We start from the raw sequence: 21158 nt of genomic DNA, 5'->3' as shown, positions 1-21158 counted from the left end.
TTTTTTTTCTGAAATTGCATGAATACATCTACAAAGCCCATTCGCATGCTGGTGGTTGAGGATCATGTCGGGCTGGCCGAGAACCTGTCCGAGTATTTTGAAAATTCGCATTATGTGCTGGATTTCGCTTCGGATGGTTTAACGGCCCTGCATCTGATTGCCACCCATGAATATGATGTCATCGTGCTTGATGTCATGTTGCCCGGCCTGTCGGGGTTTGAGATCTGCCACCGGATCCGGAACGATATCCAGTGTACGACACCGGTTATCATGATGACAGCCAAAGACCAGCTCAAAGACAAGGAAGAGGGGTTTCGGGCCGGAGCCGATGACTACCTGGTCAAGCCGTTTGATCTTCGTGAGCTGCAGCTGCGGGTCAATGCCCTGTACCGTCGTAAAGAGGGCATGGGCAAGACTCCGGGGATAGAAGTGCCTGGCATCCGTTTTGACCCGGGCAAGCTTACGGTACAGGTTAACAATAACGGCTCCCTGGAATTAAGCGGCACGATGGCGCGTATTTTTGAAGAGCTGATTAAAGCCTATCCGGATTTTCTGTCTTATGAGCAGCTGCAAGAGCGTATCTGGGGGGAAAAAGAAGTGGATATGAATACCTTGCGTACCCATGTGTATACCTTGCGTAAATTATTGCAGGATACCTTCGGGTTCTCCATGATCAAGACCATGCACGGGCGCGGTTACCGGCTGACTCCACCGGCGCAGGCAGGCCAATGAGATCTATTTCACGACGCATCCACCGAGCCATTTTGCTGGTTAGCATGGCATGTGTTGCGGTGATGGTAGTTATGGTGCTGGAGGTGAATGAAGATCTTGAGCGTACCATGCTGCAGGTGGAGTTTGAGCAGGAACTTGATTTTATTCTGGCAAACCGTGACCAGTCTGAGCTTTTTGTCTGGGAAGGGTTTAACCAGCAGCTGGTGTTCGTGCCTCAGGGGCAGGCCACACCGGTACAAATGCCCGAGGTTTTCAAGGGTTTGCCTTTTGGGTTTTCTGATGAGATAACGCGCAACGGAAAGACTTATTTGGTGAATATTTCCGTTTTGCCCAAAGGGGTGGTGTATATCGCCAAGGATATCACGCATTTTGAAAATCGCGAGTTCCTTTTCAGCATCGCGCTGGGCGTCATGACGCTGCTCATTATCGGTCTGGGTCTGTGGATGGCAACCTTAAGCAGTCGACGGATTGTGAATCCCTTGCGGCAATTGTCAGAGCAAATCAGCGAAGTGCCGGTGGGCGCGCAAATGCCGCGTATTCCGGTTAATTACACCGACAGCGAATTGTATTCAATTGCAGAAACCTTTAACCGTTTCCTGGGTGAGCTTGAGTCCTATGTGCGCAGGGAGCAATCCCTGCTCAGCCTGGCCAGTCATGAGCTGCGCACGCCAGTTGCGGTCATGTCCGGGGCGCTTGATATCCTGGAAATGCGTGGGCAGCTAAAACCCAATGATTTGGCAACAGTGGCCCGCATGCGTAATGCCTGCACCGAAATGCGCAGCAATGTAGAGGTTTTACTGAAGCTTTCGCGCAATCAGGCCGACGGCTCTCCGGTCAGGGAGGCTATTTCACTGACGACCCTGGTGGAAGAAGTTCTGGATGACCTGAACAATTTATTCAAGGTGCGGGCCAGGGTGCGCCTGAATATTATGGACACTATAATGCTCAGGAGCGATTCTGTCCTGGTGAAAATGCTGTTGCGTAATCTTGTCCAGAATGCCTTGCAGCATACGCAAAAGGAAATTGATATCACGCTGGGCAAAGGTATCATCCAGATACAGGACAGAGGGACAGGTTTTACGGCCGAGCAAAAAGCCATCCTTGGCAGGGAAATGCAAGTGGTGCCAGGCAGCACGTCCTTAAATGGCCTGGGGCTGTATATTGTGACCTTGATGTCCGAGCGTTTGCAATGGCCTTTGCAGGTGACCCGCAGTGATTCGAATGGAAGCGTGATTCAGTTAAGTATTCCCGCCGACCAGATCCTTCGCAACCGTTGAGGCATGGGATAAGGTCTGGAGCGGGTTTGTCAGGTGTGGCCAGCGCAGGCTTATTCTGCCTGCCACTCGGCTTTGGCTTCGCGCGCCAGCAGGTTTGACACCGCCTGCAGAGGTGGCATTGCATTGAACAGGACATCGCAAACCGCTTGGGTAATGGGCATCTCAATATTCAGGGCCGTGGCGCGATTCAGGGCGTCACGGGCGCAGCGAACGCCTTCAGCAGTCATGCCTGCCGCAAGAATGCGGTCCAGCGATTGCCCTTGTCCCAGGGCAAGGCCAACCTGGCGGTTGCGCGACAGGTCGCCGGTGGCCGTTAAAACCAGGTCACCCAGCCCGGTAAGACCTGAAAAGGTGGCCGCTTGTCCACCCAGGGCAATACCCAGTCGGGTAATTTCAGCCAGTCCGCGTGTAATTAGCGCAGCGCGTGCATTGGCGCCCAGTTCAAGACCATCTGAAATGCCGCAGGCAATCGCCATGACGTTTTTAAGGGCGCCACCCACTTCTACACCTATGACATCGTTACTGGCATAAATACGGGTGTTGTTGGCATGCAGGGCGGCCGTGGTGTTTTGCACGGTTATGCTGCTATGGCTGGCAATGGTCAGGGCCACCGGCAAATTGCGGGTGACTTCTTTGGCAAAGGAAGGCCCTGATAATACACCGGTATTGGGTATCTTGTTACCAAAAACCGACTGTACGATTTCATGCGGCAATTGCCCGCTGTTTTGTTCAAACCCCTTGCAAGTCCAGACAATGGGTGTGTCGGCCAGGTTGGATGCCTGGAGCAGTGGCAGCCAGGTTTCACAGGTGCTGCGCATGGCCATGACAGGCACACCAAGTATGATAAGCCTTTTTGATTGGGGGCCGTGTTGCAAATGGCTGATGGCCTGCTGGGGGCTGGTGGTGCTTTTCAGGCTGTGGGGTAAAGCAATGTCACCCAGGTATTTGGTGTTGCTGTGCCGGGTATTGATTTCTGATGAAACCGCTTCATTACGGGCCAGCAGCAAGGTGGGTGCATGATTGGCCGCCGAGGCAGCCAATGCGGTTCCCCAGCTACCCGCACCTATAACCAGTACATGAAGCGAAGCGCCGGGAGATGACATGTGAACCTGCTTACTGACGGGTTGTGCCAGGAGGCAGGATGATGCCGGAGTCTTCAGGGGCGGCACTGTTTTGCTGTGCCTGTTGGGCTTCCTGGGTGCGCTGTTCGTACAGGGCCTGGAAGTTTACTTCTGCCAGGTGCAGCGGGGGCAATGAAGTGCGGTTGATGGCGTCGGCAATATTGGCGCGCAGGTAAGGGAACAGCATGGTAGGACACACAATGCCCAGAAGAGGGTCAAACTGCTCTTCAGGGATGTTGGCAATTTCAAAAATACCAGCCTGGGTACCTTCAACCAGATACAGGATTTTGTCACCGATTTTGGTGGTGACGGTTGCCCGTACGGTGGCTTCGAAAATGGTTTCGGCCAGGCGTTGACCGCCTACGCTCAGGGAAATTTCAACCTCGGGTGTTTCCTGCTCAAGGAAAATCTGGGGTGAGTTGGGCATTTCCAAAGACAGGTCTTTCAGATAGACGCGTTGCAAATTGAACGCTGGATTGGTATTTTCTGCTTGTTGCTCTTGGGCCATGCTGTTTCCTATGTAAGAAGATTAAAGGTTAAATTGCGCTGATGGCTTAGTCGGCCAACAGGGCCGTCAATTCGCCTGCGCGGTCAAGTGCCATCAGGTCATCACAACCGCCCACGTGTTTGTCGCCAATGAAAATCTGGGGAACAGTGGTGCGTCCGGTGCGCTCAATCATAACAGCCCGTTGTTCACGGTTGGTGTCAATGCTGATTTTTTCCAGATTTGTTACGCCACGCTCGATGAGCAGTTTTTCGGCACGGATGCAATACGGGCAGGTTGCCTTGGAGAACATAGTGACTTTTTTCATGGTGCTTTTGTTGTGTAAATGGTTTAACGGTTTTGTTTGCGCTGGGTGGCAGCCGTGTGCTTTTTAAGGGGCAGGCCATCCTGGGTCCAGGCTGAAATGCCGCCGGAAAGCACGTGAACCTCTTCAAAATTGAGTTTTTTCAGGTTTGTGGCCGCTTTTTGCGCGGTACGCCCCATATTGCAGACCAGGATAATTGGCTTGCTTTTGGACAGTGAAGCCGTTTTTTCTTCGAGTTCGTCCAGGGGAATATTACGGGCCTGCGGAATAGAACCGTTTTTGTATTCTTCAGCCGAACGGATATCAATGAAAATGGCGGCTGATTTATTGGCCATTTGCACGGCTTCTTTGGTACTTAACATATTGGACTGGCCGCCAAAACCGCCTTTGCGAAAATTGGGAATGGCCAGCATGATGCCTGAGACCAGGGCAAAAGCTAAAAAATAAATGGTATTTTGGTAAAAAAGAAAATCCACGTCTAATCCTGTAGGGTTGCTTTTTTCAAGCTTAATTCTCAGATTATAAAATAGCTGGACAAATAGAGATAAGACTTCGCTAAAATAATAGAAAATTGTTTGGATATTGAATTGTTTATTTCTTAATTTAGTGGAAAAGAGCTCAGAGTATGTACAAAATCGTTTTAATGCGTCATGGTGAAAGCCAGTGGAATCTTGAAAACCGTTTTACCGGCTGGACCGATGTTGACCTGACTGATCAGGGTCGTCAACAGGCATGGCAGGCCGGCGAGTTGCTGAAGCAGGAAGGGTTTTCGTTTGATGTGGCTTATGCTTCCGTTTTGAAACGGGCCATTCGTACCTTGTGGATTGCCCTGGACGCCATGGATGCCATGCATACGCCGATTCACCTGAACTGGCGCCTGAACGAGCGTCACTACGGTAACCTGCAGGGCCTGAATAAAGCCGAAACTGCCGCCAAGTATGGTGATGATCAGGTGCTTGTGTGGCGTCGTGCTTATGCCATCGCGCCCAATCCTCTGGATCTGGACGACAGTCGTCATCCCCGTTTCGATGCCCGCTATGCACGCATTCCCGCTGAACAGCTGCCAGCCACCGAATGCCTGAAAGACACCGTGGCCCGCGTTCTGCCGGTCTGGAATGAGTCCATTGCGCCCGCCATCAAGGCTGGCAAGAACGTGCTGATTGCCGCCCATGGCAACAGTTTGCGTGCCTTGATCAAGCACCTTGACAGCATTTCCGATGACGATATTGTCAATCTGAATATCCCAACTGGACAGCCGCTGGTTTATGAGCTTGATGAAAACCTCAAGCCCATCCGTCATTATTATCTGGGTGATCAGGAAGCGATTGCCGCAGCGGTGGCTGCAGTGGCTGCCCAGGGTAAAGCGCAAAAGGACTAATGTGAACAGGTGGGTCATTTGCGTTTCCCTGTTTGTGCTGTTAAGCGCCGGGCCGGTCATGGCCCAGACAACCGCTGCATTAAGCGAACAGCAAAAAATGGCAGAAAAGCAGAAAGCCCGCCTGCAAAACCAGATAGAAGAAATCCATAAAAAAATCAAGGCGCAGGAATCGGACAAACAAGACGTCACCGAGGAACTGCGCAAATCCGAAACGGAAATTTCCAATATAAATGCACGCCTTGATGACCTCAAGGCACAGGGTGAGCGCGCAAAAAAAGAATTGGGCGAGTTGCGCAAACAGCAGGATCGCCAGCAAAAAATCATGGAGCTGCGGCGCGAAGAGCTGGCTGCTCAAATGCGTGCACAATATACCAGCGGACTGTCGCCGTGGGCAGCGCTGCTGTCAGGCGAAGATGCCCAGCAAATTGGCCGGGATCTGACTTATCTGGGCTATGTGTCCAAGGCGCGGGTTGAACGGGTACAGAAACTTGAGACTGAAATTGCCCGTCTGGATGAGCTGAAGAAAAAAGCAGCGGATCGCCAGAAAACCCTGGATCGCCTGGCTGAACAAACCCGGGTTGGCAAAAAAGAGCTTGAGTCCGAGCAAACAAAGCACGCCACTGTCTTGAAAAAAATTGAAAAGGACCTGGCTGACCGGCGCTCACAGGCCGCCAAGCTGGCACAAGACGAAAAGCGGCTTAATAGCCTGATTGACGATATTCAGAAAAATATCTCCACGCAGCTGGAGCAGGCCCGACAGGCAAGGATAGCCCAAGAGAAAGCCGAAGCGGAAAAACGCAGGGCTGCGTTACGCCAGAAAGAACAGGAAGCGGCTTTGGCCAGAGAGCAGGCGGCAAGGGCTGCCATCGTGGCCAAACAGGCCGAAGCACAAACAGAACTGGCTTATGTGGTGTTGCAAAGCGCCGTGGTGAACCAGGAAAAGCAGACCCTTGCCTTGAACCAGGCGCAACAGCAGGTGGCTCAGGCACAAGATGAGCGCCAGCGTCAGCAGGCCCTGCAGCAGGAGCAAAGTGTCCGGCAGCAAACCGAGCAGGCCCGCCAGGAACTGGCTCTGGCAAGACAACAGGCTGAAAATGCCGAAATTGAGCGGGCCAAGGCACAGATTAAAAAAGAAAAAGAAGAGCAGGCGGCCTTGCTGGCACAAAAGGCCCGTGAGGATGAACGTCGGGCAGCCGCCAATGCCCAATCGGGCGCAACCGGTTTGCAAAAAGGCGCGCCTTGGCCGGTACGCGGAGCCTTGCAGGGACGTTTTGGCACGACCCGACCCGATACCGGTGGCGTATGGCGTGGGATCCTGATCAGTGCCAATGAAGGCACACCCGTACGCGCCATTGCGGGCGGGCAACTGGTGTTTTCATCATGGGTGCGCGGGTTTGGCAATCTGGTCATTATTGATCATGGCAATAACTATATGAGTGTGTATGGATATAATCAAAGCATCATGGGCAGTGTGGGCGACAGTGTTCGTGCCGGACAAACCATTGCCCGTGTAGGGTCAACCGGCGGTCAGGTGGATCCTGCCTTATACTTTGAAATACGCAATGGATCCACCCCGGTTGATCCACTAAACTGGTTATCAAGATAATATTGTCAGAATCTATATCACATACCACTGAAACTTTATTCGATTGCAGGCAGGAGTGTCTTGTGACAAGCAGAAAACGATTGGTTAGTTACATGGTTGCGGCAGGATTGCTGTTGACAGCCGTTATGCCGGCATGGGCGCAAAAGGTATCGCATGAACTTCCCTATGAGGAATTGCAGCGTTTTGCCAGGGTCTTTGCCGCGGTCAAGAATAATTATGTTGAACCGGTTTCAAGCCAGGAGCTGATCGCATCCGCCATTAAGGGCATGGTCAATGACCTTGATCCGCACTCTTCATTTCTGGATGAGAACGAGTTTGAGGAAATGAAAGAATCCACCGATGGCGAGTTTGGCGGGTTGGGCATAGAAATTGGTGCCGAGCAGGGATTGGTTAAAATTATTGCGCCTATTGAAGATACGCCGGCGGCCAAGGCTGGCATTATGCCGGGTGACCTGATCATAAAAATCAATGGTGAAAGCACTGAAGGCAAACCCCTGAACGACGTCATCAAGCAGTTGCGCGGCGAACCGGGCAGTGAAATTGTCTTGACGGTTAAACGGTCTTCTTCAGCCGAACCCCTGGATATTAAAATTGTGCGGGATATTATCCAGATTCGCAGCGTACGTAGCAAGCGTTTGCCTGATGATATCGGTTACGTGAGAATTTCCCAGTTTCAGGAGCGCACCGGGGCCGATCTGGCCCAGCACCTGACAGACTTGGGTAAAGGCAAGCCCCTAAAAGGGTTGGTGCTTGATTTACGCAATGATCCTGGCGGCTTGCTGAATGCTGCCATTGGTGTTTCCGCTGCTTTTATCGAGCCCAATAAACTGGTGGTTTCAACCAAGGCCCGCGAACAGGAAATGCAGCGTTATCTGGCGGTGCCGTCTGAATATGCACCCGATGAGTCCGATTATCTGAAAAATCTGCCTGACTGGACGCGCAAGGTGCCTTTGGTGGTGCTTATTAACGTGGGTTCAGCCTCGGCATCTGAAATTGTGGCTGGTGCCTTGCAGGATTACCAGCGTGCCACCATCATGGGTAACCGCAGTTTTGGCAAGGGTTCGGTGCAGGTGGTTATGCCGTTGGATGACAATACCGGCATTAAACTGACAACCGCCCGCTATTACACGCCGCTTGGGCGTTCCATACAGGCCACCGGCATCGAGCCGGATATCATTGTTTCCGATACCAAAACGGGTGATCTGTTCAGTTTCCCCCGGGAAGCTGATTTAAGTGATCACCTGAATAATGACCAGGTGCCTGCAGCCGGCGTGAAGGGCAAAGTCAATACCGACAAGGCTATTGAAATGCTCAAAGAGCCTGAAGAAATGTTTGAGTTTGGTTCCGGTGAGGATTTCCAGTTGCAGCAGGCCATTAACCACCTGACCGGCAAAAAGGTTGACCAGGGGGTCATCACCAAAGAAAAGCCCAAAGGCCTGAGCAAAGAAGAAATGGAAGCGGTCAAGCCGTCAGGCAGCAATGATGGCAGTGCAGCTGGCGATAAAAGCGCTGAAAAGCAGAGCAAATAATGGATGACTCTCAGTTATTGCGTTATGCCCGGCATCTGATGCTGGATGAAATAGGCATTGAAGGCCAGCAGAACATCATGTCTTCAAGCGTCTTGGTGGTGGGTGCGGGGGGGCTGGGTTGTCCGGCGGCCGCTTATCTGGTGGCGGCAGGTGTTGGCCAGCTGGTGCTGGTTGATGATGACCAGGTTGAATTAAGCAATTTGCAGCGGCAAATCTTGCACACGACCGGGCGGATAGGGCTGCCGAAGGTGGAATCGGCCCGGCAGGCTTTGCAGGCCCTGAATCCTGAGCCCCTTATCGAGTGCCATGCCCGGCGCCTTGACGGCCCGGGTTTACTGGAACTGGTTAAAAGTGCCGATGTGGTGCTTGACTGCACCGACAATTTCACAACCCGGCATCATATCAACCGGGCTTGCGTAGCCCTGAAAAAGCCGCTGGTATCAGGGGCGGCCATTCGTTTTGACGGGCAGATAGCCGTTTATGACCTGCGTCATGAGGATGCCACCTGTTATGCCTGCCTGTTTGAGCCCTCTGATAACCTGGCTCCTGACAACTGTGCCACGCTGGGGGTGTTTGCCCCGCTAGTGGGCATTATTGGCAGCATGCAGGCCGCAGAAGCCCTGAAGCTGCTGGCCGGCATGCCTGCCGGCCTTGACGGGCGTTTGTTGCAGTTTGATGCGCGTACCATGCAATGGCACGCAATGCAGGTGCAGAAAAATCCGCAGTGCCAGGTCTGCGGCACCGCGCACGACTGATTATGCCTGTCCCGGCTCAAGCACACACTCGTTTTGCAGGGGCGGGTTCAGGGTAAGGGTAAAGCTCCTTAGCTCATCACGCCTGAACACATGGACAATGATTTTTTGTCCTGGCTGGTAGCGTTTCAGCAATGTGTCCAGATTGCCGGTGTCCACCTTGATGCCATCAATGGCTACCAGTGTGTCGCCTGCACTGAGTCCGGCCTTATGGGCCGCGCCATTTTCAATCACGTTGCCAATCTGGCAGGCATCCCCGGCCACCTTGGTGCGAATGTCCAGCGATGGGGTCTGGCTGCTGTTTTTCCAGCTTAAGGCCAGGTTCTGGCCAGCCAGCAGTTCCTTCAACGGAATATCTTCAGTGCCATGTGCGTAGCGGGCAATGTAGTCGCTGGCATCAACCCCGGTTGCGCTTTTGATGGTTGCGGCAAGTTCATCTTCTTTAAGACCATCGGCTGGCTTGCTGAAAAAGTCGCGGCCGTAGCGTTGCCACAGCAGCCGCATGACATCATCCAGTGATTTTTCATTACGGGTGGCGTTGCGGATGGTCAAGTCAAGGCCCAAGGCAGCCAGAGAGCCTTTGCTGTAGTAGCTCACGATGGCATTCGGGGCATTTTCATCCTGCTTGTAAAATTTGGTCCAGGCGTCAAATGAACTTTGTGCCACACTTTGCTTGAAGCGTCCTGGCAAGGCGTGGACATTGGCAATGGTTTTGGCTAGCAGGCCCAGGTATTGTTCCTGCGTGATCAGGCCGGCCCTGAACAGGGTCAGGTCGTCATAGTAAGACGTGAAGCCTTCAAACACCCAGAGCAGGCTGGTGTGGTTTTCAGTATAAAGATTATAAGGGGCAAATGCTTTAGGCTTAATGCGTTTTACGTTCCAGGTATGAAAATATTCATGGCTGACCAGGCCCAGGAAGTTGCGGTACTGTTCGCTTTGCTCGGGATTGCCAATGGTTGGCAGGTCATTGCGTGAGGCCATCAGGGCGGTCGAGGAACGATGCTCAAGACCGCCGTAATCTTTACCGGTAACCATGGTCATGAAAACATAGCGATCGGATGAATCCAGGAACGGGGCCTTGTGCGATTCGGGTTCGAAAAATTTGATTTGGTATTCGCAGATGCGGGCGGTATCTGCGGCAATGCGGGCCAGGTCCAGGTTGGGAATCTGGCCGGTAAAAACCATTTCATGCGTGGCGCCGCAAGCCTTGAACGAAACCACTTGTGGTGTGCCCATTTCAACCGGATGGTCTATCAAGGCATCATAGTTGGGGGCCAGGTACATGCCAAAACCGTGACGTGCCGCGCAGCCGGGGTGTTTTTTGGCCTCGGGAAGGCTGGTGTACACTTTCCAGTTTTTAATGCTTTGGGGCGCTTTAATGTTTAGCAGGCAGGGCAGCTCTTCATGGCCATGAATTTGCAGGAAAACACTGGTGCCATTGAAAAAGCCATGCGTTTCATCAAGATGTGCGCTGCGCACTGATAAGTCCCAGGCGTAAACGGTATAGGAAATATGCAACGGTCCCTGGCAGGCTTCTATTTGCCAGTGGTTGTTGTCGGTTTTTTCAACAAGCAGTTTCTTTTCGCCACAGCTGGCTTCAATGCTTTCGATGTTGCGGGCAAAATCCCTGATCAGGTAACTGCCGGGAATCCAGGAGGGCAGGGAGACTTTCTGGCCACTGGGGGTGGGAGCGGAAATGCTGATTTCGACAAAAAAACGGTGGCCGGCCGGGTCATGGGGGGTAATGGTATAAATAATTTCGTTCATCGGGATTTTTGCTATTTGTATATATTCAGACAGAGTAACTATAACAAACTGGCTACAATACCTCAGGAAAAAACAGATTATTGACAACTTACAGGAGGGTAGTATGTCAGAACAATTGGTGTTGACGAAAATTGATGGCGGTGTGGGTGTATTAACCTTAAACCGTCCAGCGGTGTTGAATGCTCTTAGCAATGAAGTCATGGAAGCGCTGGGCGAAGCGTTGCTGGCACTTGAAAACAATGATGCGGTGGGCGCCATTGTGCTAACCGGCAATGAAAAGGCATTTGCGGCTGGGGCCGACATTTCAGCCATGAAAGACTGGTCTTATATGGACGTGTATAAAAGCAATTATATTGGCGGACCATGGGAAACCATGAAAAATGCCATTCGCAAGCCCGTGATTGCGGCCGTTTCCGGTTATGCGTTGGGCGGTGGTTGTGAGTTGGCCATGATGTGTGATTTCATTATTGCGGCCGATAATGCCAAATTCGGCCAGCCCGAAATCAAGTTGGGTACCATTCCGGGGCTGGGGGGTACACAACGACTGACGAGGGCTATCGGAAAATCAAAAGCCATGGATCTGGTCCTGACTGGTAGAATGATGGACGCAAAAGAAGCGGAAAGTGCCGGCCTGGTAGCCCGTATCCTGCCCCTTGAAAACTTCCTTGAAGAAGTGGTCAAGGTGGCTCAGGGTATTGCCGGGTTGTCAACGCCAGTGGTTATGATGGCAAAGCAATGCGTGAATGCCGCACTGGAAACAACCCTTGAACAGGGGCTGCAATATGAAAGGCGTGTATTTCATGCAACATTTGCAACACAGGACCAAAAAGAGGGTATGAATGCATTTGTAGAAAAACGTCAGGCAAATTTCAGGAATATGTAATTAAACTGCTTCTCGGGTTTGCTTATGTTGGAAAAAATAAGTTATACTCTCAAGGCTTGACATATTGCGAAACCTTGTTATGACCATACTGCATGATAAGTACGCGTATTCGGGTAGTCCTGAAAACGACGTGCTTAAGCTCAGCAAGGCTGAAAAAGCCAGACTTAACGCAAGTTCTGCCAAAGGGCTTGTAAATATAGTGTTGGCACAGTTTGTTTTGCTGGCAATAGTAGTGGTGCTGTGCTGGATGGTGTCTGGTGTGGCTGCCGCAATGTCGGCGTTGGCCGGTGGTATGGCTTACCTGGTGCCAACAGCGTTTTTCGTGCTGCATATGTTGTTAAAGCTTTATAGTGGTTCAAATGCAAGCGTGCTAACGTTTTTCTGGGGTGAAGCATTCAAACTCGGGGGCACGGTGGGCTTGCTTGCATTAATAGTTAAATTCTCCGGAACCTTGCTGGTTTGGCCAGCGTTGCTGATTGGCCTGGTTGCGGTGTTAAAGGGATATGTATTGTTATTGGCTTTTAAAAGGCTTTAATAACAATCATTGGGAAAGAGTGTAATGCAGCCTTGTTGGCTGCCAAATCGTGGAGTACGAATCAAATGGCTGCACCTGCAGATGTCTCGCCTCAGTCATATTATGTTCAGCATCACCTTGTCCATTTCAATAACGTCGGAGAAGGACAGGCAAACATTGTAGACTTCGGTGTTATCAACTATGACTCCATCTTCTGGTCTGTTGCAATGGGTTTGCTGGTGGTCGGTTTTCTGTGGAAAGCCGCGCGTCATGCCACCTCTGGTGTGCCTGGACGTTTTCAGGCTGGTGTTGAAATGATTGTTGACATGGTCAATGATCAGGCAAAAAGCATTATTCATAATTCTGAGTCACGCAAGTATGTTGCGCCATTGGCGTTAACCATATTTTTGTGGATCACGCTCATGAACGTCCTTGACTTGATTCCGGTTGATCTGGCGCCTTCGCTGTTTAGCTGGCTTGGTCTTGCCGGAGACGCTGATTCTCATGGTCCACTGTACTACCATCGTATTCTTCCTACTGCCGACCTGAACGTGCCTATGGGTATGTCTCTGGGTGTTTTGCTGCTGTCTATTTACTACGGCTTCAAAATCAAAAACCCCGGTGGTTTCGTCAAAGATCTGTTCACAGCTCCTTTCCATTCAAGTGGTATTGGTGCAATTGTTCTGGCCCCTGCCAACTTCGCATTAAACGTTATCGAGTATGCTGCCAAAACGGTATCTCTGGCCATGCGGTTGTTTGGTAACATGTTTGCCGGTGAACTCGTATTTATGTTGATCGCTCTTCTGGGCGGTGCATGGACAGGATTCAATGCAATGAGCATTGGGTTGGGAGTCGGTCATGTTCTGGCTGGTTCCGTCTGGGCAATTTTCCATATTATGATTATTTTGCTCCAGGCATTCATTTTCATGATGCTGACACTGGTTTATATCGGTCAGGCACATGAAGGGCACTAAGATTTAACGTCCTGGTTTATCAAAATATTCCGGGATGTTTTTTCTTGCAAATTGCATCATTTAATTTTTAACTGGTCTGTTTGCTTTATTTTTAGTAGTTTTTTTTCCATCTTTAAATTTGTTTTAGGTTCATAACCACAAGGAGTTGTCATGACCACAGCAGCTTTCGTTGCTCTTGCTTGCGCGTTTATCATCGGTTTGGGTGCTATCGGTGCGTGTATCGGTATCGCTATCATGGGCGGTAAATATCTTGAGGCATCTGCTCGTCAACCAGAATTGATGAATGCACTGCAAACAAAAATGTTCTTGTTGGCTGGTCTTATCGATGCTGCGTTCCTGATCGGTGTTGGTATCGCTATGTTGTTCGCGTTTGCTAGCCCATTCGGCGCTTAATACAGTAAACGTCTATACCATCTGTTGATGGGGTGTGAACTGGATGGAGATGCAGGCCTTATGGTTATAAGTAAGGCCTGCATATGACAGAGTTCAATAAATTTCGGGTTTTGCAATTTCGCAAAGCCTTAACATAGTAGAAGGGAAACGACCGTGAATTTAAACGCGACGCTCTTTTTCCAGACGCTCGTTTTCTTTGTATTGGCATGGTTCACAATGCGGTTTGTGTGGCCACCCCTTACAAAGGCTATCGATGAACGTCGTCAGAAAATTGCCGATGGTTTAGCTGCTGCCGACAAAGGCAAGGCAGATCTGGCTCAGGCCCAGGCTCGTATCAGCCTGATCGAAGCCTCTGCAAAATCAGAGAATCACGCTAAATTGGCAGAGGCTGAAAAACAGGCGGCTCTTATTGTTGAAGCTGCCCGTGGTGAAGCCGAGTCTGAACGCGCCCGTATTTTGGCCCAGGCCAAACAGGATGCCGAGCTCGAAGTAGAACGTGCTCGCCAGGGACTGCGTGAAGAAGTAGCCGCTTTGGCTGTTAAAGGTGCAGAGAAGATTCTTCAGCGTGAAGTCAATGAAAAAACGCATGCTGAGTTGTTGAATCAACTTAAAGCACAGCTTTAATTCGGGATTATCATGGCTGAATTATCAACAATTGCCCGCCCATATGCAGAAGCCTTGTTTGCCGCGGCCAAAAATGATCAGGCCGGCTTGGCTGCATGGTCAGAGGCTGTTAGTGAATTGGCACAAATTTCAAGTGTGTCGGACGTGCGTGAAGCAATGTCCGATCCCAGATTAAGCAAAGATCAACGTAAAAAACTGTTCCCAGGGCTGGCCAGGTCTCCGCTTTCCAAAGGAATGCAGAACTTTATCGAACTGCTTGTGGACAACGATCGATTATTGCTATTGCCCGAGATCGCAGCGCAATTTGAAGAACTGAAAAATCGCCATGAGGGTTCTGCCAGTGCAGAAATCACAAGTGCTTTTGAATTAAGCGATGCGCAAATTCAGGAATTGCTTACTGGTCTCGAGAAAAAATTTGGCTGCAAGTTAAAGCCAGTTGTTACTGTCGATAAATCCCTTATTGGCGGTATCCGAGTCACAGTGGGTGATCAGGTATTAGATACTTCCGTGCAAGCCCAGTTGGCTCGCTTGCGCGATACATTGGTCGCTGCATAAGCGCCAGAATAACAGGATTTCAGGAGTCTGAATATGCAACTCAATCCGTCAGAAATCAGCGAATTGCTTAAGAGCCGTATCGAAGGCTTGGGTACTTCTGCTGATGTTCGCACACAAGGTACGGTCGTTTCCGTAACCGACGGTATTACACGTGTCCACGGTTTGTCCGATGTGATGCAAGGCGAAATGCTTGAATTTCCAAACAACGTTTTTGGTCTCGCTCTCAACCTCGAGCGTGATTCAGTTGGTGCGGTTATTTTAGGTGATTATACAGGTGTGTCCGAAGGTGACCCTGTTAAAACAACCGGTCGCATTCTTGAAGTGCCCGTTGGTCCCGAATTGCGTGGTCGCGTTGTCAACACACTGGGTCAGCCTATCGATGGCAAAGGCCCCATCAATGCCAAAGAAACCGATATTATCGAAAAAGTGGCGCCAGGCGTTATTGCCCGTCAATCTGTTTCCCAGCCATTGCAAACCGGTATCAAGGCGATTGACTCCATGGTACCCGTTGGTCGTGGTCAGCGCGAGCTGATTATTGGTGACCGCCAAACCGGTAAAACCGCAGTTGCTATCGATGCCATCATCAACCAGAAAGGCAAAAACGTTACTTGCGTTTATGTGGCTGTCGGTCAAAAAGCGTCTACCATCAATAACGTGGTTCGCAAACTTGAAGAACACGGTGCCATGGAATACACAATCGTTGTAGCTGCCGCTGCATCTGATTCTGCCGCCATGCAATACCTGGCTCCTTATGCCGGTTGCACCATGGGTGAATATTTCCGCGATCGTGGTGAAGATGCCCTGATCGTTTATGATGACCTTACCAAACAGGCATGGGCATACCGTCAGGTATCCTTGCTGTTGCGTCGTCCACCAGGCCGTGAAGCTTATCCCGGTGACGTTTTCTATCTGCACTCCCGCTTGCTCGAACGTGCAGCCCGTGTGAATGCCGACTATGTTGAAAAATTCACAAACGGCGCGGTAAAAGGCAAAACAGGTTCCCTGACTGCCCTGCCTATCATTGAAACACAGGCCGGTGACGTTTCCGCTTTCGTTCCAACCAACGTAATTTCCATTACCGACGGTCAGATCTTCCTGGAAACAGACTTGTTCAACGCCGGTATCCGTCCTGCGATTAACGCGGGTATTTCCGTGTCTCGTGTGGGTGGTGCAGCCCAGACCAAAGTGGTCAAAAAACTGTCTGGCGGTATTCGTACCGACCTGGCGCAGTATCGTGAACTGGCTGCCTTTGCACAGTTTGCTTCTGACCTTGACGAAGCCACTCGCCGTCAGCTGGAACGTGGTAAACGTGTTGTTGAATTGTTGAAACAGCCTCAGTACCAGCCTTTGCAGGTATGGGAACTGGCCGTGTCTCTGTTTGCCGTAAATAATGGCCACCTTGATGACATCGATGTCAGCCAGGTTCTGTCATTTGAAAAAGGTTTGAAAGATGAGTTGAAACATAAGCACAGTGCTTTGGTTGACCGCATCGAAGAAACCAAAGAGCTTTCTAAAGATGACGAAGCGGCTTTGAAAGAAGCAGTTCTGGCATTCAAGAAGAACGGTACTTACTAAGACCTGGTAGGGTGCAAGATCATGATCCTGCACCCTTGTTTTGCAAAACCGTCTAACAGGAAGGCTTATGGCTGGAATTAAGGAAATCCGTACTCAGATCAAGAGTGTGCAAAACACTCGCAAGATCACAAAAGCAATGGAAATGGTCGCTGCTTCCAAAATGCGCAAGGCGCAGGAAAGAATGCGTGCAGGCCGTCCCTATGCTACTAAAGTACGTGAAATTGCTACGCACATGATGCAGACACATCCTGAGTACTCTCATCCTTATCTGGAAGAGCGTAAAGAGCTCAAGGCTGTCGGCATTGTAGTGATAAGTACAGATAAAGGTCTGTGTGGGGGCTTGAATACCAACATACAGCGTCTTGTCTTGTCACGTCTTAAAGAATTTGATGCCCAGGGCATTAAGGTTCAGGCAACTGCGCTTGGTAACAAGGGTCTGGGCTTTTTGACCCGGATAGGTACAAACCTGGTTTCCCAGGAAGTGCAGTTGGGTGATACTCCAAGTCTCGAGCGTCTGATTGGTGCACTGAAAGTGCAGTTTGATGCTTATATGGATGGCACGATTGATGCTTTGTATGTTGCCACGAACGTTTTCGTCAACACCATGAAGCAGGAGCCTTCGTTTATTCGTTTATTGCCGTTGCCTGATGGTCTTGCTGATCCTTTCCAGACTTCTCTGGAAGAAGAGTCTCAGCTTCCCAAGGCATCATATAAGTGGGATTACATTTTCGAACCCGATGCAAAATCAGTCATTGATGACCTCTTGCACCGCTATGTAGAGTCCGTAGTCTACCAGGCAGTAGCAGAAAATATGGCGTCTGAGCAGTCAGCCCGAATGGTGGCTATGAAAGCTGCGTCAGATAATGCGAAAAAAGTGATTGGTGATTTGCAACTGGTTTATAACAAAACCCGTCAGGCAGCAATTACTAAAGAAATTTCAGAAATCGTGGGGGGAGCTGCAGCCGTTTAAGCCAAGGGCTTGCTGGCTGTCAGTTTCTTTCAATCGTTATTAAGTAAGGAATCGACATGAGTAACGGTACCATCGTTCAGTGCATCGGCGCCGTCGTGGATATACAGTTCCCACGCGACAACATGCCAAAAATTTACGAAGCGCTTGTCTTGTCAGAAGACGCAGGCGGCTTCGCCGAGAAAGGGCTTACCCTTGAAGTTCAGCAGCAATTAGGCGACGGCGTTGTCCGTACCATTGCCATGGGTTCAAGTGACGGTCTTCGCCGCGGCATGCAAGTGATTAGAACCAATGCAAATATTTCCGTACCTGTTGGTCAGGGTACGCTGGGCCGCATCATGGACGTTTTGGGACGTCCAATCGATGAAGCAGGTCCGATCGAACATGAAGAAAAACGTGGTATTCACCAGCCCGCTCCAAAGTTTGACGAATTGTCTCCATCAGTAGAGCTGCTGGAAACAGGTATTAAGGTTATTGACCTGGTTTGTCCGTTTGCCAAAGGCGGTAAAGTGGGTCTGTTCGGTGGTGCCGGTGTAGGTAAAACCGTTAACATGATGGAACTTATCAACAACATCGCCAAACAGCACTCCGGTTTGTCTGTTTTCGCTGGTGTGGGTGAGCGTACCCGTGAAGGTAATGACTTCTACCACGAAATGGAAGAGTCTAATGTTCTGGACAAGGTTGCCATGGTTTTCGGTCAGATGAACGAACCACCAGGAAACCGTCTGCGTGTTGCGCTGACCGGCCTGACAATGGCTGAGAAATTCCGTGACGAAGGCCGTGATATCCTGTTCTTCGTTGATAACATCTACCGTTACACGCTGGCCGGTACCGAAGTGTCCGCGCTGTTGGGTCGTATGCCTTCAGCGGTGGGTTATCAGCCTACACTGGCTGAAGAGATGGGTGTTCTGCAAGAACGTATTACCTCTACCAAAACCGGTTCCATTACATCGATCCAGGCCGTTTACGTTCCTGCCGATGACTTGACCGACCCTTCTCCAGCAACCACCTTCCAGCACTTGGACTCTACCGTTGTGTTGTCTCGTGACATCGCTTCACTGGGTATTTACCCTGCGGTTGACCCTCTGGACTCAACCAGCCGTCAGCTGGATCCCCAGGTTGTTGGCACCGAGCACTACGAAGTGGCCCGTGCAGTTCAACAAACACTGCAGCGCTATAAAGAGTTGCGTGATATTATCGCGATTCTGGGTATGGACGAGTTGTCTCCTGAAGATAAGCAGGCCGTTGCTCGTGCCCGTAAAATTCAGCGCTTCCTGTCCCAGCCTTTCCACGTTGCTGAAGTGTTTACCGGCTCTCCTGGTAAATATGTTCCATTGTCAGAAACCATCCGTGGTTTTAAAATGATTGTGGAAGGTGAATGTGATGCGTTGCCCGAACAGGCATTCTATATGGTTGGTTCAATCGACGAAGCGTTCGAAAAAGCCAAAACCTTATAATTAAGGAATAGCTATGGCTACTATACATGTTGATGTGGTAAGTGCGGAAGAGTCGATTTTTGCCGGTGAGGCAAAATTCGTTGCTTTGCCTGGTGAAGCGGGTGAACTGGGTATTCTTCCTGGCCACACACCTCTGATCTCTCGTATCCGTCCCGGAACAGTGAAAATTGTTCGTGAAGATGGTGCAGAAGAGCTGGTATTTGTGGCTGGCGGCATCATTGAAGTTCAGCCGTATGGCGTAACGGTACTGTCTGATACAGCAATTCGCGCGGCAGACCTTGACGAAGCTAAAGCGGTCAAGGCGCGTGAGCAGGCTGAAGAAGCGTTGCGTAATGCACGTGACAAGACAGAGATTGCGGTGGTTGAAGCCGAGCTGGCCATGTTGGCCGCTCAGGTTAGCGCCGCCCGTCGCCTGACTCAAATGAAAAATCGCCACTAAGCGACAAAAGAAGTATAAAAATAGCGCCTTATGGGCGCTATTTTTTTGCATGTTTTTTACAACCAGGTAGATGTGTGAACCGCTTGAACCTGCCGGGTATAAGCACCCGGCAGCCTGGAAAAAACTTATTTCAGGGCAGCGGCACGGATCTGGTCAATCGTTGCCGAGGGTGTAATCGCTTGTGGATCAACCAGGCAATGCAAAATGGCCGGCTTACCGCTGGTCATCGCCCGTTCAAAAGCAGGGCCAAATTCTTCATTGCTTTCCACTCTTTCTCCATGGCCGCCAAACGCGAAGGCATAGGCGGCAAAATCGGGATTTTGCAAATGAGTGGCACTGATTCGCCCGGGGTAATGCTTTTCCTGGTGCATGCGGATGGTGCCATACATGCCATTATCAAAAATCAGCACAATGATATTCAGACCGTATTGTACGGCGGTGGCAAATTCCTGGCCGTGCATCATGAAGCAGCCATCACCCGCAAAGCACACAACCGGCGTGTCGGGCAGCAGGCGTTTTGCACCAACGGCAGCCGGCAGACCATAACCCATCGAGCCCGAGGTGGGGGCCAGCTGGGTACCGAATTGAGTAAACCGGTGGAAACGGTGCAGCCAGGTGGCGTAATTGCCGGCTCCATTGGTCATGATCGTGTCTGGAGTCAGCCGGTTCTCCAGGTATTGCATGATATGGGGCATTTGCAGTTTGCCCGGCACGCTGACGGTTGTCGGGTCGCTCCAGCTCAGGTATTCGTTATGGGCCTGCTTGACCAGTTCCTCCCGGTCAGTGCTTGGCTTGATGCTTAATTTACCCAGTGCACGGGTGAATTCGGCAGGGCTTGCGTTAATAGCCAGCCGAGCCTGGTAGACCCGGTTCAGTTCCTGGCTGTCGGGATGTACATGCACCAGTTTTTGTTGGGGGACCGGGATGGACAGTGCCGTGTAACTTTGCGAAGGAACCTCAGACATGCGTCCCCCCACCAGTAGCACGGTATCGGCTTGCTCAAAACGTTTTAGCAACTTCGGATTAATGCCCAGGCCAATATCACCGGCAAAGCAGGGGTGGTTGGCGGGAAAGAGCATTTGGCGCCTGAACTGGACGGCAACGGGCAACTGGTTTTTTTCCGCAAAGCGGGCAAAGGCGTTCACGCTGTCTTCGCTCCAGCGGCTGCCGCCCAGAATGGCGATCGGGTTTTTGGCTTCACCCAACAGGTTTTCAAGTGTCTCCATCTGTGATTGGGTAGGTGCTGATTCAACCGCTTCCACGCGGGGGGCATCGGCCACTTCACGCAGTTGTACAAGCATATCTTCGGGCAGGGCGATCACAACCGGGCCAGGGCGGCCCGATGTCGCCACATGAAACGCGCGGGAAATCAGCTCCGGTATTCGGCTTGCATCATCAATTTCGGTGGTCCATTTGGTTTGCGTGCTGAAAACGGCGCGGTAATCCACTTCCTGGAAAGCTTCACGTTCACGCATGCCGGTTTCAATTTGGCCAACAAAAACGATTAAAGGGGTAGAGTCCTGTTTGGCAATATGAATGCCGGCAAATGCATTGCTTGCGCCTGGCCCGCGGGTTACCATGCAAATGCCCGGACGACCGGTTAATTTGCCATAGGCATCGGCCATCATGGCGGCGCCTCCCTCCTGGCGGCATACGGTTACCTTGATGTCCGCATCGTGCAGGGCATCAAGTACGGCAAGATAGCTTTCACCAGGTACACAAAAAACGTGGTCCACGCCTTGTGCCATAAGCTGATCTACAAGAATTTGTCCACCACTGCGAGTTTTGATATTGTTGTCCATGAGT

At 50.9% G+C, this 21158-nt stretch carries 22 protein-coding genes; 16 read left to right on the top strand and 6 right to left on the bottom strand.

Going from position 1 to position 21158, the window contains the following annotated elements; genetic code table 11:
* The first annotated feature begins 18 nt into the window (after positions 1-18).
* Entirely contained in the window at positions 19-732 is a 714-nt protein-coding gene (locus tag IE074_RS06140; RefSeq protein ID WP_189384551.1) for a response regulator transcription factor, read from the top strand.
* On the top strand, positions 729-2009 hold the full coding sequence (locus IE074_RS06135; RefSeq protein WP_229793909.1) for a sensor histidine kinase: 1281 nt from the start codon (positions 729-731) through the stop codon (positions 2007-2009). Before IE074_RS06140 ends, IE074_RS06135 begins: the two co-directional genes overlap by 4 nt.
* A 50-nt stretch (positions 2010-2059) precedes the next feature.
* On the opposite strand, the gene IE074_RS06130 is transcribed toward IE074_RS06135, so the two are convergent.
* From IE074_RS06130 to IE074_RS06115, 4 genes are read right to left on the bottom strand one after another with little or no spacing between them, the layout of a single operon-like run.
* A complete protein-coding gene (locus IE074_RS06130; RefSeq protein ID WP_189384550.1) occupies positions 2060-3112 on the bottom strand; it encodes an NAD(P)H-dependent glycerol-3-phosphate dehydrogenase in 1053 nt (350 codons plus the stop codon).
* Between the two features lie 10 nt (positions 3113-3122).
* Complete coding sequence (gene secB, locus IE074_RS06125) at positions 3123-3650, bottom strand: protein-export chaperone SecB (RefSeq protein WP_373297781.1); 528 nt, start codon at positions 3648-3650, stop codon at positions 3123-3125.
* Positions 3651-3684: 34 nt separating this feature from the next.
* Positions 3685-3942, bottom strand: coding sequence for a glutaredoxin 3 (grxC, locus tag IE074_RS06120; RefSeq protein WP_169293486.1), 258 nt, complete (start codon positions 3940-3942; stop codon positions 3685-3687).
* Positions 3943-3965: 23 nt separating this feature from the next.
* Positions 3966-4415: a rhodanese-like domain-containing protein gene (locus IE074_RS06115; protein ID WP_189384548.1), complete on the bottom strand. Its 450-nt coding sequence runs from the start codon at positions 4413-4415 to the stop codon at positions 3966-3968.
* A gap of 149 nt (positions 4416-4564) precedes the next feature.
* Between IE074_RS06115 and gpmA the strand changes: the two genes are divergently transcribed.
* The 4 genes from gpmA (at position 4565) to IE074_RS06095 (ending at position 9207) form a co-directional block, all read left to right on the top strand.
* On the top strand, positions 4565-5317 hold the full coding sequence (gpmA, locus tag IE074_RS06110; RefSeq protein ID WP_189384547.1) for a 2,3-diphosphoglycerate-dependent phosphoglycerate mutase: 753 nt from the start codon (positions 4565-4567) through the stop codon (positions 5315-5317).
* Position 5318: 1 nt separating this feature from the next.
* Positions 5319-6923, top strand: coding sequence for a peptidoglycan DD-metalloendopeptidase family protein (locus IE074_RS06105; RefSeq protein WP_229793908.1), 1605 nt, complete (start codon positions 5319-5321; stop codon positions 6921-6923).
* A gap of 62 nt (positions 6924-6985) precedes the next feature.
* Positions 6986-8452 carry a S41 family peptidase gene (locus IE074_RS06100; protein ID WP_373297778.1) on the top strand — a complete coding sequence of 489 codons (1467 nt, stop codon included), beginning with the start codon at positions 6986-6988 and terminating at the stop codon, positions 8450-8452.
* Entirely contained in the window at positions 8452-9207 is a 756-nt protein-coding gene (locus IE074_RS06095) for a HesA/MoeB/ThiF family protein (RefSeq protein ID WP_189384546.1), read from the top strand. Before IE074_RS06100 ends, IE074_RS06095 begins: the two co-directional genes overlap by 1 nt.
* Here the strand turns inward: IE074_RS06095 and IE074_RS06090 are convergent, their stop codons facing one another.
* On the bottom strand, positions 9208-10977 hold the full coding sequence (locus IE074_RS06090; RefSeq protein WP_189384597.1) for a M61 family metallopeptidase: 1770 nt from the start codon (positions 10975-10977) through the stop codon (positions 9208-9210).
* A 97-nt stretch (positions 10978-11074) separates the two neighbouring features.
* Here IE074_RS06090 and IE074_RS06085 point away from each other — a divergent pair, with 97 nt between their 5' ends.
* From IE074_RS06085 to IE074_RS06040, 10 genes are all read left to right on the top strand, one after another.
* Positions 11075-11854 carry an enoyl-CoA hydratase gene (locus IE074_RS06085; RefSeq protein ID WP_189384545.1) on the top strand — a complete coding sequence of 260 codons (780 nt, stop codon included), beginning with the start codon at positions 11075-11077 and terminating at the stop codon, positions 11852-11854.
* Positions 11855-11933: 79 nt separating this feature from the next.
* The gene (locus tag IE074_RS06080; protein WP_189384544.1) at positions 11934-12389 is read left to right on the top strand and encodes an ATP synthase subunit I; all 456 of its coding nucleotides are present in this window, start codon (positions 11934-11936) and stop codon (positions 12387-12389) included.
* A gap of 65 nt (positions 12390-12454) precedes the next feature.
* The gene (gene atpB, locus IE074_RS06075) at positions 12455-13342 is read left to right on the top strand and encodes a F0F1 ATP synthase subunit A (RefSeq protein WP_189384543.1); all 888 of its coding nucleotides are present in this window, start codon (positions 12455-12457) and stop codon (positions 13340-13342) included.
* A 150-nt stretch (positions 13343-13492) separates the two neighbouring features.
* Entirely contained in the window at positions 13493-13735 is a 243-nt protein-coding gene (gene atpE / locus IE074_RS06070) for a F0F1 ATP synthase subunit C (RefSeq protein ID WP_169293495.1), read from the top strand.
* 153 nt (positions 13736-13888) lie between these two features.
* Entirely contained in the window at positions 13889-14359 is a 471-nt protein-coding gene (locus IE074_RS06065) for a F0F1 ATP synthase subunit B (protein WP_169293496.1), read from the top strand.
* Between the two features lie 12 nt (positions 14360-14371).
* Positions 14372-14914, top strand: a complete 543-nt coding sequence (locus IE074_RS06060; RefSeq protein WP_189384542.1) for a F0F1 ATP synthase subunit delta — start codon at positions 14372-14374, stop codon at positions 14912-14914.
* Positions 14915-14947: 33 nt separating this feature from the next.
* A complete protein-coding gene (atpA, locus tag IE074_RS06055; protein WP_189384541.1) occupies positions 14948-16489 on the top strand; it encodes a F0F1 ATP synthase subunit alpha in 1542 nt (513 codons plus the stop codon).
* 67 nt (positions 16490-16556) lie between these two features.
* The gene (gene atpG, locus IE074_RS06050; RefSeq protein WP_189384540.1) at positions 16557-17459 is read left to right on the top strand and encodes a F0F1 ATP synthase subunit gamma; all 903 of its coding nucleotides are present in this window, start codon (positions 16557-16559) and stop codon (positions 17457-17459) included.
* Between the two features lie 56 nt (positions 17460-17515).
* Positions 17516-18913, top strand: coding sequence for a F0F1 ATP synthase subunit beta (gene atpD / locus IE074_RS06045; RefSeq protein WP_189384539.1), 1398 nt, complete (start codon positions 17516-17518; stop codon positions 18911-18913).
* A gap of 13 nt (positions 18914-18926) precedes the next feature.
* Positions 18927-19352: a F0F1 ATP synthase subunit epsilon gene (locus IE074_RS06040; RefSeq protein WP_189384538.1), complete on the top strand. Its 426-nt coding sequence runs from the start codon at positions 18927-18929 to the stop codon at positions 19350-19352.
* Between the two features lie 125 nt (positions 19353-19477).
* Here IE074_RS06040 and IE074_RS06035 read toward each other — a convergent pair whose 3' ends face one another.
* On the bottom strand, positions 19478-21154 hold the full coding sequence (locus tag IE074_RS06035) for a thiamine pyrophosphate-binding protein (RefSeq protein WP_189384537.1): 1677 nt from the start codon (positions 21152-21154) through the stop codon (positions 19478-19480).
* Between the last annotated feature and the right edge of the window lie 4 nt (positions 21155-21158).

This window comes from Advenella faeciporci, assembly GCF_014652395.1.
In the GTDB taxonomy this organism is placed as follows: Bacteria; Pseudomonadota; Gammaproteobacteria; order Burkholderiales; family Burkholderiaceae_B; genus Advenella; species Advenella faeciporci.
Note: the sequence above shows the minus strand (reverse complement) of the source record. Positions and strands in the feature narration are given on the sequence as shown.

Bases quoted from the DNA above. Each gene is read 5' to 3' on its own strand.
- IE074_RS06035 (WP_189384537.1), bottom strand. From the start codon at position 21,154: ATGGACAACAATATCAAAACTCGCAGTGGTGGACAAATTCTTGTAGAT.
- IE074_RS06135 (WP_229793909.1), top strand. From the start codon at position 729: ATGAGATCTATTTCACGACGCATCCACCGAGCCATTTTGCTGGTTAGC.
- IE074_RS06140 (WP_189384551.1), top strand. From the start codon at position 19: ATGAATACATCTACAAAGCCCATTCGCATGCTGGTGGTTGAGGATCAT.
- gpmA (WP_189384547.1), top strand. From the start codon at position 4,565: ATGTACAAAATCGTTTTAATGCGTCATGGTGAAAGCCAGTGGAATCTT.
- IE074_RS06040 (WP_189384538.1), top strand. From the start codon at position 18,927: ATGGCTACTATACATGTTGATGTGGTAAGTGCGGAAGAGTCGATTTTT.
- atpE (WP_169293495.1), top strand. From the start codon at position 13,493: ATGACCACAGCAGCTTTCGTTGCTCTTGCTTGCGCGTTTATCATCGGT.
- atpA (WP_189384541.1), top strand. From the start codon at position 14,948: ATGCAACTCAATCCGTCAGAAATCAGCGAATTGCTTAAGAGCCGTATC.
- IE074_RS06095 (WP_189384546.1), top strand. From the start codon at position 8,452: ATGGATGACTCTCAGTTATTGCGTTATGCCCGGCATCTGATGCTGGAT.
- IE074_RS06130 (WP_189384550.1), bottom strand. From the start codon at position 3,112: ATGTCATCTCCCGGCGCTTCGCTTCATGTACTGGTTATAGGTGCGGGT.
- IE074_RS06080 (WP_189384544.1), top strand. From the start codon at position 11,934: ATGACCATACTGCATGATAAGTACGCGTATTCGGGTAGTCCTGAAAAC.
- atpG (WP_189384540.1), top strand. From the start codon at position 16,557: ATGGCTGGAATTAAGGAAATCCGTACTCAGATCAAGAGTGTGCAAAAC.
- grxC (WP_169293486.1), bottom strand. From the start codon at position 3,942: ATGAAAAAAGTCACTATGTTCTCCAAGGCAACCTGCCCGTATTGCATC.
- IE074_RS06085 (WP_189384545.1), top strand. From the start codon at position 11,075: ATGTCAGAACAATTGGTGTTGACGAAAATTGATGGCGGTGTGGGTGTA.
- IE074_RS06060 (WP_189384542.1), top strand. From the start codon at position 14,372: ATGGCTGAATTATCAACAATTGCCCGCCCATATGCAGAAGCCTTGTTT.
- atpB (WP_189384543.1), top strand. From the start codon at position 12,455: ATGGCTGCACCTGCAGATGTCTCGCCTCAGTCATATTATGTTCAGCAT.
- atpD (WP_189384539.1), top strand. From the start codon at position 17,516: ATGAGTAACGGTACCATCGTTCAGTGCATCGGCGCCGTCGTGGATATA.